Origin of the sequence: Psychroflexus salinarum (assembly GCF_042677225.1) — a bacterium.
GTDB lineage: Bacteria > Bacteroidota > Bacteroidia > Flavobacteriales > Flavobacteriaceae > Psychroflexus > Psychroflexus salinarum.
In genome coordinates this window covers 156141-170619 of sequence record NZ_JBHTIV010000009.1, presented here as the reverse complement: position 1 = coordinate 170619, position 14479 = coordinate 156141, and the positions used below count along the sequence as shown (strand labels likewise).

Genomic DNA, 14479 nt, shown 5'->3' with positions numbered 1-14479 from the left:
ATTTGCAGTCCGATATTGACAAATACAACACAAACATATATCGCGGGGTAGAGCAGCAGGTAGCTCGTCGGGCTCATAACCCGAAGGTCACTGGTTCGAGTCCAGTCCCCGCTACTAGCTTAAATCAAGTAAATCAACGGATTGTCTACCACAATCCGTTTTTTTATGTCTTTAAATTTCTTGCTTTTCGAGCCGTAAACGCTAGAGTAAACGATTTGTCCTTGAAACTAGACTTTTCAGAATTCAAAATTTATACCGGTGGTGTCGATATTTCCAACTGGTCATTCCACCATGACTGCATGTGAAAATACCTGTGAGAGATAGGTGTAGAATTACATGAAGATTATCCAGATCTGTTTAAGGGATGAGGTATTAAATTCTATATCAGGTGCTTAATACATTTAGAAGGGAAGAGCATAAGCAGTTATTCGAATTGCTTTAGATTTTTTGAATCACTTTCTACATGTGTGATATACTATCCAGTATAGCTAATAATTTATCCTAAATTTGATTTAATTCAACGTCAGCATTTAATTTTGTAGTAGTAAAAAAATAGACGATAATCTAAGCAATACTTCTTCGGTAATAACAACCAGAACATGTTGCTAACTACAAATCAATGAAAAATTCACCTCAAAGCAGCAATAATGAAAACCATCTTCCTCTTTTACTTTCACTGTTACTCTTAGGCGGTATGGTAGCTGGTTATTTTTTTGTGCCCGGCCTGCAGCAATTTCTGGATGAAGCCTGGCTAGTTCTGACTAGCAACGATGAGCAACGAATTAAAAGCTGGGTGGATGATTTTGGCTGGTATGGCCCTTTAATTCTCGTCCTGGCCATGATAGCGCAGATGTTTTTAATAGTCATTCCAAGTGTAGCTCTCATGGTTGTTTCAATTCTGGCCTATGGTGCGTTTTGGGGTAGTGTTATTATTTTGATTGCTATTTTTGCGGCTTCATCGGTAGGTTACTTTGTGGGCCGCTATTTAGGCCAGACCATTATCATGAAGCTGTTAGGTCAAAAAACTGAAAAAAAAATTGAAGAATTTATAAGCGAATACGGATTCTGGGCGGTCGTCATCACGCGACTCAACCCCTTTCTTTCCAATGATGCCATTAGTTTTGTTGGCGGCATGCTAAAAATGGGTTACTGGCGTTTTATAGGAGCTACCCTGATAGGTATCTTGCCATTAACTGTTTTTATAGCTGTTTTAGGAGAAAACTTAGAGCGCTTGAAGTGGGGATCTTTAATCTTTTTACTTGGCTTTGTTTACTACGTTTGGTGGGATAAGAAACGGCGAAAGCTTAAAGAATAGTCAATTTCCGCTTATGACCACTTCTCATCCTAATATTTCCGACTTGATAAAGACACCGTGCCGGTATCGCTTATAGTTCTTTTAATCATTACCACTGTTCATGTATCGGAAACTTCATAAGCCTCTGCCTGCTAACCATTGTGTTTTCAATCTATCTAATTTCACGATTAGATATGGATACAAACACCCCTTATCAGGTAAAGAACGCGCTTTCAGAGGAAGAGTAAAAGCTATTATTTAACAGGTTTAAACAAGACTTGCATTTCGTTGACCTCAAGCAGAAAAAGCCAACTCATCTTCTGATTAAACGGAATACTTACGTCAAATAAACGTGTAATGGAAAGTCAATATTAAATATGTAATTATTGTATACATTGATTTCTTATATATTGCAGTTCACTACAGACCTGCTTTGTTAAAACAAATTATTCACAAAAATGAATTTGAAGGACAAAATGAAGAAAGCCTGGCCCACAAGGGATGCTATGGAGCAAATTTATACAATGAAACTCTGGGGTAACAACGACTCAGATTTTTATTCAGGGATTGGTTCTCATCATCCTGAAATCGTAAACCCCTACATTGACGTTGTGTCCTCTTATTTAGAGACTTTTGAATCTCCGCCTGTAATTTGTGACCTGGGTTGTGGCGATTTTAATGTAGGGGAAAATTTGGTGCAGTATGCCGATAAGTATATCGGTGTGGATATAGTTGAAGATCTTATAGAGTATAATTCAAGGACTTTTAATCATAACAATTTAGATTTTCAATGCCTGGATATAGCAACAGATGATTTACCAGTTGCTGATATTGTCATTTTAAGACAAGTTCTGCAGCATCTCTCAAATGACGAGATACAAGCTATACTAGACAAATTATACAATTACAGGTTTCTTGTTCTCACCGAGCATTTGCCAAAGGGTGAATTTGTGCCTAATAAAGAAATTATTTCCGGACAGGGCACGAGATTAAAAAAACAAAGCGGTGTAAATTTATTAGCTCCGCCATTTAATTTTAAAGTAAAGGGAGAAAAAAAGTTATTGACAATTACGTCTGAAGATAACAAAGGTGTTATTGAGACAACTCTATATAAAATTTATTAAGTCGGCTTTTGCCGATTTATTAGCTATTTACTGATTGTCTTTGTAATCGTTCAAACTCTTGAGTGCTGCCTTGCGTCCCATTTCTATCAATTCTTCGGCTTTATAAAAATCATATATCTCACAGAAATATCTTGGGGTTTCTATTAAAATATCAGGTGGATTTTTTTCAAGCGTATTCTTAACCATTTCATTCCTCATTAATTCGAATGAGATATTCATGATATCAAAATAGCTTAAATCATTAGGCGTATCGTCCGAGAATAATTTACTCAGATTTTTATTAAATTTATCAATAGTGCTTTGATAAAAAGACTGTTCCTCCTCCTTTTTTTCAAGCTTTTCAGGCTTTTCGGGTATGGGAAGATCTGCATTTACATTTACTGCAATCAGAACATCATTGTCATTTCGCGGAGCATAGGGAATAGGAGTATTATTGATAACGCCACCATCTACAAGGATCGAATCTTCATTTTTCAGTGGGGTTATGACATTCGGAATAGCTATGGAAGCCCGCATTGCCTTATACAGACTTCCTTCCTTGAAAATCACTTGTTTTTTGCTGATTAAATCGGTAGCGGTGGCGCAGAACCGAATGGGTAAGTCCTGAATTTGTTTATCAGGAATGAAGCTTGATAATTCTTCAAAGACTTTGTCTCCTTCAATAAACCCACTTTTAAAAAGCGTGAAGTCCACTAAATTGAAGACATCAATTTTATCGAGTTTTAAGGTCCATTCTTTAAATTCCTTAATTTTTCCTGCTGCATAAATTCCGCCAACCACAGCACCCATAGAAGTGCCTGTTATTGAGTGAATTTCATAGCCCTGCTGTTCCAGCTCCTCCAGAACTCCAATATGGACGAGACCTCTTGCACCTCCTCCAGATAAAACTAACGATACTTTTTTCATTTACTTTTTTGATTATAACCCTGATCACAACAAAATTTAAATTCAAATTTACTTTTAAAAAATTCTCAAATCATCAAAATGTCCTTTTTAAAGTTTAAAAGATTACCGACAGGTATAGAGTGGAGTTTGGATAAATTCATTGTTGTTTTTTTAATTAATCCCTGATAAAAAAGGTTTTAGCTTAACTTTGATTATAACTTTTTCATTTGTCCTGTAAAATCGTCTCCTTATAGCGCTTTGTAGATCGCTCTAAATTATCCGATAAAGATACAAGCCATCCCAGATGGTTAGAGATCAAGTAGGCTTCCTGTAAAGAATGTAGAGTTTCGGTATCCAGTTCTTCATTCCCTAGCTTGATGTTTTCATCTCTTACATGTGCTAGGCGCTTATATTCATTTAGTAATTTCTTATGAGCATCCTCAGCTTTAGTTTTAGCTATGTTTTCCTGTGTTGAAGTCCGTTCCAGACTATCCAGTGCGCCCTGAAGTGTATCTGAGATTCTGTTGATGAGCATATTAAATTCAACAGAAGCAGGAGTGGTTTGATGTTGAGTGATGAAGTTGCCAATAGACGCTATGGCAGAAATGAGCGTCTGGTGAAGCGTTACCATTTCATAAATTAACTGAAATTCTTTTTGCTTGGATTTAGGATCCTGAGTCAGTCTCTGAAAGGCAGCGTTCAATTGACTGATAGCCAGGAATGCCTCTTTTCTCGCAAGATTATAGGCTAATAATTTATCATCAGGGTTTTTATATAGATCCTGGGTAGCGAGAAGATAAGCTTTGTTCGCCTTTAATGCTTCAATAAGAACTTTTTTTAGGTTAAATACTTCCCAGCTGGGCAGCAGGCTATAATTAGCCACTACAGCGATGATCGCACCTATAAATGTATCTATCACCCTATACTGTATAACTTCTAAAGCTTTAGGGTTGATAAAAGAATAGACGAAAACAATACTAATGGTGATAAGGGCTGCAGCCGACTTATAGTTTTGCTGAATTAAGGCAAACGCAAAAACCAGAGATACCAATGCCAAAACCGCATATACTATTTCATTTTGAGTCAGTAAAACAATCCCTACGGCTATGACGGCCCCAATAAGGGTGCCTGTAATTCGATCCTTAGAGCGCTCCTTGGTCAACCCGTAACTTGGACGCATAATTACTATGATGGTAAGTAAAATCCAGTAGGTATTTTGAATTTCAAAAAAGATGCCCAGACTATAGGCGAATAGCATGGCAATGCTAAGTCTTAAGGAGTGTCTAAATAATGTAGAGTCTAAGCGCAAGTTTTGTAACATTACGTTGAACCTATACTCGTGTAAGGTCAAAAACTGACTAGCGTCTTGACGTTTTAAAGATACTTTTGAAGCCTCTTTCACATTATCCATAGCTCTTCTGATAGCTATAATTTCTTCCAGCAACTGTTCCTGGTAATCGTATAAGTTTTTCAAAATCAAAGCGCCTTCTCTGGCTTGAGGCAGTTTAACATTATCAAGGTAGTCGGTTATGGAAGCGTTTGCCCGAGCTAAAGCCGACGTTAAATTCTTTTTATCTGGTAATGGATTCTGCTGCATCAGCACCTCCGACAGGCGAATAAGATGGTTCCCCATAATCTTATTCAACTTCTTTGCTGGTTTTAAAAACTCTTTTCTATCCTTAAAAATTTTATCGATGGTTTCATAATTCATCTGCTCAGCTTCGATGAGTTCAAAAATTTTAATTGTCGAAATAAAAATCAATAATTGTTTCTCTTCGTATCGGGAGCGTCCGGACCGCTTTCTAGCTGTTAATAGAGTCTCTCGAAGGGTTTCGTGCTTATCGTTGATTTGATTTTGAAGACTAAAGTTTCGCTGAACGCGTTGGTCTCTATCTTTTGTACTGGTGAGTAGTTTGGCACGTAGCTTCAAATAATCACCAATCAAATGCAGTGTATCCGATAGCAACTGATTTTGATCTTTATTAGGAAAAATGATTTGAAAAATTAGAGATACTGATAAATACCAGAGACCACCTAAGCCCATCAGGGCCACCTGAATTAAAATAGCAGAAGTTGATGTTTTATCGATTGCAAAGGCAATCACCATGGCCAGTAAACCTGAGAAAGATACCAAAGATGCTCTAAAACCATAAACAGATAGGAGGGATACAAAAAAGGCAATCACTCCCATAGCGATTAATAATAGTGGCAGGTAAGGCTTTGTAAACAGGATGATTGTGGTGATCAGCATGGTTAACCCTGTACTGATTAAAATGGCGTTAACTTTACGTTTTCTACTGCCCGGCATGTCTCCTGGAGCATTTAAAAACGCACCTAACACAATGGGTAGAGCCAATTCGAAATAGCCTAAAGCGTAAAAAACAGCAAATGGTATAGCAAGCGCTACACCCACACGAATTCCACGATCAAAATTGGAACTCTTGAAGAATAATTCGAGCTGTTTGAACGTTTCTTTCAAATTGATTTTTTGATAAAGTTAATTTAATTCATAGTAACAGCCCTGGCTTTTTAATTGTTTTAGGAGTGTCTCTGGTTTTGCAACATTAGATATAAATTGTTGCAAAGCTGTTGCTGCTGATCTAGCAACTATATATCAAAACGGCTTTATTTCCTCCTGAAAGAAACTTCAGTTGGTGAAGATGTCTTTTTAGGATGGAGTATTGGCAGTTGGTCGTGATTTTATCCTGAGCCGTACTACTACCCAAAGGCCTCATTTTGTACAAGAAAATTTAAAACAAATAAAATTTAGCTTTTGGTCTAAGTTCAAGACAAAACGTGAATACTTGTATGGAAACTTAGATAAAGCAAGATTAAAACATGCATTATAATATCTAATCTAAACCCTTTTTTTCTTTTTGGTGGTTTACATTTGAAATTAAAATGATAGACAACTAAGATTTTAAAATTGTCAATGATTTTTGTAAACACTAAGGATTGGATATGAAAAATTACACTAATAAATACTTTGACATTTCAAAACCAGTATTTATTCCATCTGCTCTAATTACGGTTGTTTTCGTAACATTTACCATAATTTTCAACGAACAGGCAGAAGCAGGGTTTTCAACCTTTAGGGCATATATGTCCGAAAACTTTGGGTGGTTTATCAATATAGCTATCAATTACTTTTTATTCTTCGTTGTTTATTTGGCCTTCAGCAAGTATGGTAAAATAAGAATTGGAGGAAGCGATGCCCGTCCCAGCTTTAGTAAATTTTCATGGATTGCTATGTTGTTTTCGGCTGGAATGGGTATTGGTTTAGTGTATTTTAGTGTAGCAGAACCCATGTTGCATTTCAGTAATCCCATTGAAAGCGGTCTGTCCGGTATAGATAAATCTAAATTGGCGATGAAACACACGTTTTTTCATTACGGATTTCATGTGTGGGGAATTTATACTTTGCTGGGGATTGCTTTAGCTTATTTCACATTCAATAAAAATGCTCCTTTATCGATAAAATCAACTTTGAAACCACTATTTGGTAAATACATGAATTCCTTTATTGGTTATGCTATAGATGTCATTGCTGTACTAGCAACTTTATTTGGCCTGGCAACGACACTTGGTTTTGGTGCAGTTCAGTTTACAACTGGTATTTCAGAATTGTCGGGACTGTCGAATTCTGTAAATATTCAAATTCTATCCATCGTTGGAATCACCTTGATTGCTACTGTTTCTGTCCTTTCAGGTTTAAACAAGGGCTTAAAGTACTTGAGTAATCTGAATATAATAATCGCTGGAATACTGTTTATTTTTGTTTTGTTTGTTGCTTCAACAGTCTTTCTATTTGATGGTTTCGTTGAAAGCCTAGGTCTGTACCTGACTGATTTTTTTGAATTGAGCACCTACAGAAATCAATATGGGGAAGAAGGGAAATGGTTTAAATCCTGGTCGATGTTTTATTGGGTGTGGTGGATCTCATGGTCACCATTTGTAGGCACTTTTATAGCCAGAATTTCCAAAGGAAGAACGCTTCAAGATATCGCTATTTACGGTTTATTAGTGCCCTCCTTGTTTTCTATGCTTTGGATGTCTGTCATAGGTGGAACAGCATTGGATATGCAACTTAACAATGTTGCAGACTTAGCCCAAATCGTAACTGACGACAGCTCTTTGGGATTATTCAAAATGTTAGAAAACCTGCCGTATTATAAAATCACTGCAGTTCTGAGTATTTTTCTCGTGGGTACTTTTTTTATTACGTCATCAGATAGTGGCTCACTAGTGGTAGACTTTATGACTTCCGGCGGAAAACTGGACGCCCCAAAAGGTCAGAAGGTGTTCTGGGCATTTATGGAAGGTGCTATAGCGATTGCCTTGTTGGTAGGAGGAGGTTTGTCTGCTCTTCAATCGGCATCCATCTCAACAGGATTTCCGTTTGCTATTATTTTGATTTTTGTGAGTATCTCTCTGCTCAAAAGTCTTAAAAAAGATAAACAGTTAAAAAGTAAGTAGTCAGTGTTTTTAAATTTGAGAACTAAGTCATGCTTATATCTGAAGCGTTGTTGGGACTCACCTGTCTTGAAAATAAGTAGGGAGCTTTTACTAAGTCAGGATCCATCTTACGCCAAAAGAGAAATATGAGGAGTTGGAAACAGCCTATTAATTAAATTTGGTTCTGATTTAAAGTGATAATGAAAAGTAAGTTAATGGAACTGGAAAATTTTATCTATTGTCTTGAAGCCGTTCCTGATGTGGACAGAGTAGAAACGACTGAAGTCGTCAAGATCCTGGAGAATATGGCCTTAACACAGGAAATTTCAAGTATTTATAAGGCTTGTGATACTATTGAAGGTTTAGAGCAGAGTCTGAATTTTTTACTGTATGACGATCATCATTTTCAGGATTATGAAATCATTTATCTGGTTCTTTCAGGTGAAGCTAATACTATTTTAATCAATGGGTATTACTACAGCATAGAGGAGATTGCAGAACTTTTTGAAGGAAAAATGAAAGGAAAGGTTATACACTTCGCCAACCTAAAGGTTCTGGATTTAACTGATGAAGAGTGCCAGTATTTTCTGGACGTAACTGGTGCCCGAGCGATTTCCGGATACGGATTTCACTCAGAAAATATGTCGAGTGCTTATACCCTGGATCGTTTGTTTTTCAGTTTGTTTTATGAAAATGACGATTTGAGAGAGGTCGTTGAACAGATGTTTCAAAAGCATTATAAGCTCTGTAAGTTTTTAGACTTTAGATTGTATTATTAAAAACTTTTAATTCTCTTTACTCAGATATAAATCAATTTAAAACCCAGTCCACTGCAGCATCAAATGTACTAAACGGCTTTGAGTAATAGCCTCTATCTAGAGATTCAACCAGCATTGGGACTACAATATCTTTTGGATTTTCAGTGATTATTGCAATTTTATAATTTCCAAACACATCGATATGTTTTCTGTAAAAATCAGCTATTAAAGTATGTTCATCAATTTCGATATCAAAATTTGATTTCCGATAATCCAAAATAAACCCCTTTTTTTTCTCGGGTATTAAACCATTTTCAAACGCATATCTCCAGGAAGATTCTATATCCTCTATTGTAATAAGTCCATAATAGGTCTTAATTAAAATGCCGAGAGAATCATCAAATTTATATTCAAATTTCTTTTGCATTATTAAAACTATTAATCAGAAGGTTTTTTTATAATTTAAATATCAAAAAATAGTTTTAATAAAAATTGTAATTGATATCTTTTTTCAATGATTTATTCCTGTTTTTTTCCAGGAAAAGCTTCCTGGTGGGGTTTTCAATATTGCATTTAGTAATATTTAAAGCATGTGCAGCACATTATTTCTTCATTTCTCAGGTACTTCTGGAATGATTGTAAAGAGGCTCTGAAAAAAGCTTTTGAGCTTATAAAAGAATAATGTACATTAAATAGTTAATTAATGTACATTACTTAATAAAATAATGTACATTATATAGTTGTAAGTTCTTGAGGGTGATGATTAATCCTCCTTTTCTTATCGATTAATTCTCTTTAGAAAATATCTTATGTGACCAGTTATAGAATCGATATCTAAATAGATCTCAAAACTTCGAATGATGTACCCTTGTTCACTTCAATTTTATAGGAGTAATTTCTAGCCTAAGCATTTAATTACAGTTCAACAAAATGGTTGTAGTTGATTGAGCTTGATTGGGCAGAAGTAACTATCACCTTTAAAGAAATTGTGTTTTTACGAAGATTTAAACACTCAAAAACAGTTGCATAAAAAATTAAATTCTCAAGATTAGAATAATTTAAAAAAGCCATTAACAGGTACTTCAGTGGCATTAATAACCTTGAAACCGGCGGGTCATTTTCTTTTATCCAAACGTCTGGCTACTCTGTTGATAATTAGTAATAATAAGGTAGCCACAACGGAAATCACATATTGTTCTAAAGCAACGGCAATACCGATACCAGCCGAGAAAAGTACTGTGGCGGCTGTTGTAAGATAATAGACTTTGCTTTCTTCACTGGCTTTTAATATGGTTCCAGCCCCAATAAAACTAATTCCCAAAATGATAGCTTCAATAATTCTGGTAGGGTCTGGCTGGATTACGTTTTGCAATCCGCTTTCCATATAATTTTCAACAAGCACTTTACCTAAGGATAGAATCAAAGCTGAAGAGCTCCCAACAATCATATTGGTTCTGAAACCGGCAGGCTTATCTTTCGCTTCTCTTTCCAATCCGACAAATCCAGTTAATACCGCTGCAATAGTTACATTCATTAGTATCAGTAATTCTCCAGTCCAGTCAAATTCAGGCATAACAAAACTATTTTAAGACCCAGGGTCAAAAATGGGTTTAGATGTAATTATATCTAATATAAGATTTTCAAACTAATTTGATTGTTTTGGAAGTATTGAAAAGATCAAAAGTTCATCTTTAAATAAAAATTGAGAGTTGAAAATTCAATATCAAAAACGATTTATGAATTATTAGTTAAGTGAACTCAGGAATCTTTCCTACAACACCCTTATAAAATTTTTGTAAGTCTAGTAAATCCTTTTCATAGTTACCTGTGGCGTAAAAAGGTTTTGAAATCTTTACTGTTTTGGTAGAGTAGTCAAAGGCTACAGCAGTAATTGGCACGTTTGCATTGTAAGCGATGTAGTAAAATCCACTTCTCCATTTTTCCACTTTTTTTCTGGTACCCTCTGGAGCAATAGCAAGACGAAACTCTTCTTTAGAGTTGAATAGCTTTACAATTTGTTCTACTTTATTTTGCTTGGTGGTACGTTCAATGGGTTCACCTCCCATCCATTTGAAATACCAGCCAAAAGGAGAATCAAATAATTCCTTTTTGGCTACATAATGAATGGGTGTGTTTATAATTTTTCTAGTAAGCGCACCAATATAGAAATCATGCCAGCTAGTGTGGGGAAGTACAGTGACAACAGTCTTAGGGATAGCTTTGTCAAATTGTCCTTCTATCGACCAGCCTAAAAGGGATTGAAATATAAATTTTGATAAACGCATTATATAATGTTCTGTTTATAATAAAACATACTTTATAAAATTAGGAATGTTTTTTAATATCAGTATGAATACTAATTAAAAAATTACTGGAAGAAAGAGGTGACAGAGAATTTATGATGATCCTCATTAGATTCATTAAGATTTGCTAAGAAATCAATTAAAAACAATCGCTTTAATATTTCACTACTCTGAAGATTTCAACAGTGGAGTAGGAGTTACAATTGGTTGATCTCTTAAATTAACTCCAATAGCACGTTTGAGTAATTTTAGTAGTCGAGAGCTATTGACATTTGCAAATTTCCCCCGTCATAGGAAAATTGAGCTTCAGAAAATGAAGGAGCACTCATTTTGACTTCAGCACCACTGGAAAAGCCATAGCCCTAAGTAGGTATCCCAAACAGGTTGGTGTCAAGTTCGCCATTCATATTTTAGTCATGGATTACGGCAATGGCATATTTACCTGCTTTAATATCTGAAAATTCAAAACTCGCATCTTTACCTCTTATTTGTGTAATCATGATTTTAGAAGCAGATTTCATAAATTTATTAGGAAACCCTTCCTCAGATTCAAAAATTGCACAGGCGATAACCCCGGTACTATTACTTATATTTTGAATTTTCACATTTATTGTAGGGCATTCTGCTTGGGCAAATCCTTTTGATGGTAACCCTATTAAAATAAGAGCTAACCAAAAAACATGCTTTGAAATATTAGGCATTTTAAAATTTTCGATTTTTTGAAAAATAATAAAAAAGAGATGATTTGACATTTTCATATGTTTTACATCTATAATGTTAATATTTTATCCATTAATATAGTATCGGTAACTTATTTATCACAAATTTTTTGTAGTTCTGTATTGCTTTTACTCCTCTTAAAGTTAAAGAACAGGCGTGGAAGTGCCAATTTTATTTTATAATTTATTTTAGCTGGATAGAACCTTATAGTTCAAACCAAAATAAACTAAGTATGATATCGAAAGACGACCAGTATTGGATGATAAAGGCTGTGGAACAGGCAAAACTAGGGAATACACCTTTTGGAGCTGTAATTGTAAATGAAGAGGAGGAATATACTGAAGCTTATAATACTACAAAACAGGACGGTCCTGTGGCTCATGCCGAAATCAATGCTATTAACAAATTGAATAGTTTGGACTATACTAATGCTGCTAGACTGACACTTTACTCTACTGTGGAGCCTTGCCCCATGTGCATGAGTGCTATTGTTTGGGCCGGAATCGGAAAGGTAGTTTATGGCGCATCCATCGCAGATGCTTCTGAATTTGGAAGGCAAATCAATATTACCTCTGAGGAAGTAGCTAACAAATCCTGGTATAATATCGCTTTAGAATCTGATGTCGAAAGAGAAAAATGCATAGAGCTCCTTAAGAAGTAAGTCTAAATCCAAAAGATTTTCTCTAAAATCTAATCCTTAAGACCACCTACTACTCTTCATTATTTTATTTGAAAACATCAAGAGCCAAACGCTTCATAGGAACTCACCCGTCACTTGAATTAAAGCGTAATCTTAAGCAAAAATCGCTTCAGTAAATTCATTTAAGATACTTAAAATGATAGTGACAATTATGATTTCAACAGCGGGGATGAGGTGTTTAATAACTAACGTTCTTTATTGCGTCTATTTGTTATGGCCGCTTTTTAATAAGGTTTGACCCAATATTGAATAACTTCAACATCGTCTTCTGTGAAGGTGAAAGTTAGGTTCTCCCCCAGAATCATCAATTGAGAAGCTATAAATAACTTGTTCATTGTTGAAGTTGTCAAATATAATTTGATTCTCGGTTATGTCTATTGTAAATTCTCCGTCATATAAACCCGAGTCATCTGAATATTTATAGTCGCCTTTTAAATCATCAGGATTAGAATTGATATAAAAATCTAAAAACCGACAGCATTTTGGTAGCATATCAGAAATCCCGTTTATCGTTTCAGCTGAGATTTCCCAACCACCAATTAAACCGGTTTCATTCAAATTATCATTTTCAATAGTGTGCAATTCATCTTCATTACATTGAAAAGCTATTAATAAAGGAAGTATAATTATCAGTTTTAAATACTTCATAATCAAATCATTAGAATTTAAAAATAATTAAAATGAAATATTGAAATGGGAGGTGCGGTGTTTTTAAATGGTTATTTTATTGTAAAGAGTAAATACTATAACCAGGAGGTTCACAAAGCAACAAGGTCTTCTTAATACATTTCGTTAAACTACTTATTATAAAAATTCTCTGTCTTTTAATGAAGGAAGATTTCAGCTCTGTTTAAATAGGCATTTACTTTATTTCCTAATACAATTTGGATCAACCTAGATGAGCTTCTGAAGTTTATTCAGGCAAGCTTTTACTTGCAAATAATGGTTAATAAACATTATCTGTCACCGGTATATCTTTCAGATTATAATGGATGTCTGTTATTTTTAATTTCAACCACGTCCACTTTGCATTTTCCAGAGTCCAACTTGCCTCACACTCAACAGGTATTTTTATTCCATTTCGTTCTTCTGTTTTTGTGGCGATGACAGTCCATTCAGTAGGATTCAATGCATTTGAATCTTGATAGCGCATTGCTAAATTTTTTAAAATTCCCTTCCTTGTCGAAGTAAAATACACCAGAACCTTTCGTTCCGTTATATTCCAGTGTCGCTTTAGCGGAATAGTTGTCCAAAGTTTCCCAGGTTATATAAGAACTTAAAGATGCAGATGGAAACCAGACTGTTTCTGCCAAATACCTCTGTAAAGTTGCTTGATTTACTTTTTCATGATTTTGAGCATTTGCAACTGGAATAATCGAAAACAATTTTATTGTCATTTCGCCATTACCATTTTCAAACTTGTCTCGCCCCGTAACTTTTAGGCTCGAGTTCAACTGGGTAGTTATACTCCAATTGAATGCAGGGGGGTGAACTGTAAAATATTGTTCAGCTTTACCGGTGTTCCATTCTGTTTGTTCGGGCTTCATTTTAAGTTGTAATTCCTGAACTAAATACACATTTGAAGTATAATGACTGCCAATGACTCCACTGTGGGTCAGCCACCTTTGAACAATTACAGGCAAGCCAGCCAAGGCTTCTTCTGTTACAATTTCTTGGCTGACGTGTTGTGAGTTTTTAAACAGTGTTACCCTTTCTTCTTTGATTTTATTTTTAAAACTGAAGCTTGAATATGCTATTACTATAGCTATAAGTATAATGACATTTGCTAGTGTACCAAATTTCGCATCGCTCCAATAGTTAATAATTAGAAACTGTGAAATGATCACACCTATTATCCCGAATACCCACCAATGACTAGATTGTGTAAATAATAGGACTGTGGTAGTTGCAAACAAAACAAAGCCCAATAACCAGACTTTCCCGAATGTTTTGGAAATAGGTTCTGAAATCGCATTAAATTCAGATATGTCAAATGCTTTAAGAAATCCAAACAAATGGATAATCCCGTGTATCCCAATCAATATGGATAAAGCTATTCTCATCGTTTTCTGTCTTGTGGTAAGCGTTTTATAGCATGCTGTGGTGAGATTGTGAAAAGATTTACTACCAGTTGATAATTCCCTCCAGGTCTTCCAGTAACCGCATCCTTATACCTTTTATTATACTCCATTGCTTTACACATCAAATCTTTTGGTATTTTTCTATGGCATATCATAATA

The 14479-nt window shown here is 35.1% G+C and carries 13 protein-coding genes, 1 tRNA gene and 1 pseudogene; 6 read left to right on the top strand and 9 right to left on the bottom strand.

All coding sequences use genetic code 11. The features are described 5' to 3' along the window. The first annotated feature begins 41 nt into the window (after positions 1-41). The 3 genes from ACFQ0R_RS08680 (at position 42) to ACFQ0R_RS08670 (ending at position 2418) form a co-directional block, all read left to right on the top strand. A tRNA-Met gene (locus ACFQ0R_RS08680) sits at positions 42-114 on the top strand. 505 nt (positions 115-619) lie between these two features. Then, positions 620-1315 carry a TVP38/TMEM64 family protein gene (locus tag ACFQ0R_RS08675; protein ID WP_379657978.1) on the top strand — a complete coding sequence of 232 codons (696 nt, stop codon included), beginning with the start codon at positions 620-622 and terminating at the stop codon, positions 1313-1315. 437 nt (positions 1316-1752) lie between these two features. Next, positions 1753-2418, top strand: a complete 666-nt coding sequence (locus ACFQ0R_RS08670) for a class I SAM-dependent methyltransferase (RefSeq protein WP_379657977.1) — start codon at positions 1753-1755, stop codon at positions 2416-2418. Positions 2419-2445: 27 nt separating this feature from the next. Here ACFQ0R_RS08670 and ACFQ0R_RS08665 read toward each other — a convergent pair whose 3' ends face one another. Together ACFQ0R_RS08665 and ACFQ0R_RS08660 are read right to left on the bottom strand one after the other, a co-directional pair. Beyond that, entirely contained in the window at positions 2446-3324 is an 879-nt protein-coding gene (locus tag ACFQ0R_RS08665) for a patatin-like phospholipase family protein (protein ID WP_379657976.1), read from the bottom strand. A 202-nt stretch (positions 3325-3526) separates the two neighbouring features. Continuing rightward, complete coding sequence (locus ACFQ0R_RS08660; protein WP_379657975.1) at positions 3527-5782, bottom strand: FUSC family protein; 2256 nt, start codon at positions 5780-5782, stop codon at positions 3527-3529. 482 nt (positions 5783-6264) lie between these two features. On the opposite strand from ACFQ0R_RS08660, the gene ACFQ0R_RS08655 reads away from it, so the two are divergent. Together ACFQ0R_RS08655 and ACFQ0R_RS08650 are read left to right on the top strand one after the other, a co-directional pair. Continuing rightward, a complete protein-coding gene (locus tag ACFQ0R_RS08655; protein ID WP_379657974.1) occupies positions 6265-7779 on the top strand; it encodes a BCCT family transporter in 1515 nt (504 codons plus the stop codon). Positions 7780-7973: 194 nt separating this feature from the next. Next, positions 7974-8537: a DUF6642 family protein gene (locus tag ACFQ0R_RS08650; protein ID WP_379658069.1), complete on the top strand. Its 564-nt coding sequence runs from the start codon at positions 7974-7976 to the stop codon at positions 8535-8537. Between the two features lie 31 nt (positions 8538-8568). Here ACFQ0R_RS08650 and ACFQ0R_RS08645 read toward each other — a convergent pair whose 3' ends face one another. From ACFQ0R_RS08645 to ACFQ0R_RS08630, 4 genes are all read right to left on the bottom strand, one after another. Then, on the bottom strand, positions 8569-8943 hold the full coding sequence (locus ACFQ0R_RS08645) for a hypothetical protein (protein ID WP_379657973.1): 375 nt from the start codon (positions 8941-8943) through the stop codon (positions 8569-8571). A 687-nt stretch (positions 8944-9630) separates the two neighbouring features. After that, a complete protein-coding gene (locus ACFQ0R_RS08640) occupies positions 9631-10089 on the bottom strand; it encodes an MgtC/SapB family protein (protein WP_379657972.1) in 459 nt (152 codons plus the stop codon). Between the two features lie 175 nt (positions 10090-10264). Next, positions 10265-10801 carry a 1-acyl-sn-glycerol-3-phosphate acyltransferase gene (locus ACFQ0R_RS08635; protein WP_379657971.1) on the bottom strand — a complete coding sequence of 179 codons (537 nt, stop codon included), beginning with the start codon at positions 10799-10801 and terminating at the stop codon, positions 10265-10267. A 428-nt stretch (positions 10802-11229) separates the two neighbouring features. Further along, complete coding sequence (locus ACFQ0R_RS08630; RefSeq protein ID WP_379657970.1) at positions 11230-11571, bottom strand: DUF2141 domain-containing protein; 342 nt, start codon at positions 11569-11571, stop codon at positions 11230-11232. Between the two features lie 200 nt (positions 11572-11771). Here ACFQ0R_RS08630 and ACFQ0R_RS08625 point away from each other — a divergent pair, with 200 nt between their 5' ends. Then, the gene (locus ACFQ0R_RS08625) at positions 11772-12200 is read left to right on the top strand and encodes a nucleoside deaminase (protein ID WP_379657969.1); all 429 of its coding nucleotides are present in this window, start codon (positions 11772-11774) and stop codon (positions 12198-12200) included. A 294-nt stretch (positions 12201-12494) separates the two neighbouring features. Here ACFQ0R_RS08625 and ACFQ0R_RS08620 read toward each other — a convergent pair whose 3' ends face one another. The 3 genes and pseudogenes from ACFQ0R_RS08620 to ACFQ0R_RS08610 form a co-directional block, all read right to left on the bottom strand. Further along, positions 12495-12887, bottom strand: a complete 393-nt coding sequence (locus tag ACFQ0R_RS08620; RefSeq protein WP_379657968.1) for a hypothetical protein — start codon at positions 12885-12887, stop codon at positions 12495-12497. A 298-nt stretch (positions 12888-13185) separates the two neighbouring features. Further along, positions 13186-14302, bottom strand: a pseudogene (locus ACFQ0R_RS08615) (DUF6920 family protein). Beyond that, positions 14299-14475 (bottom strand): hypothetical protein, encoded by a 177-nt coding sequence (locus tag ACFQ0R_RS08610; protein WP_379657967.1) that lies wholly within the window; start codon positions 14473-14475, stop codon positions 14299-14301. The pseudogene ACFQ0R_RS08615 and the gene ACFQ0R_RS08610 overlap by 4 nt, the downstream one beginning before the upstream one ends. Between the last annotated feature and the right edge of the window lie 4 nt (positions 14476-14479).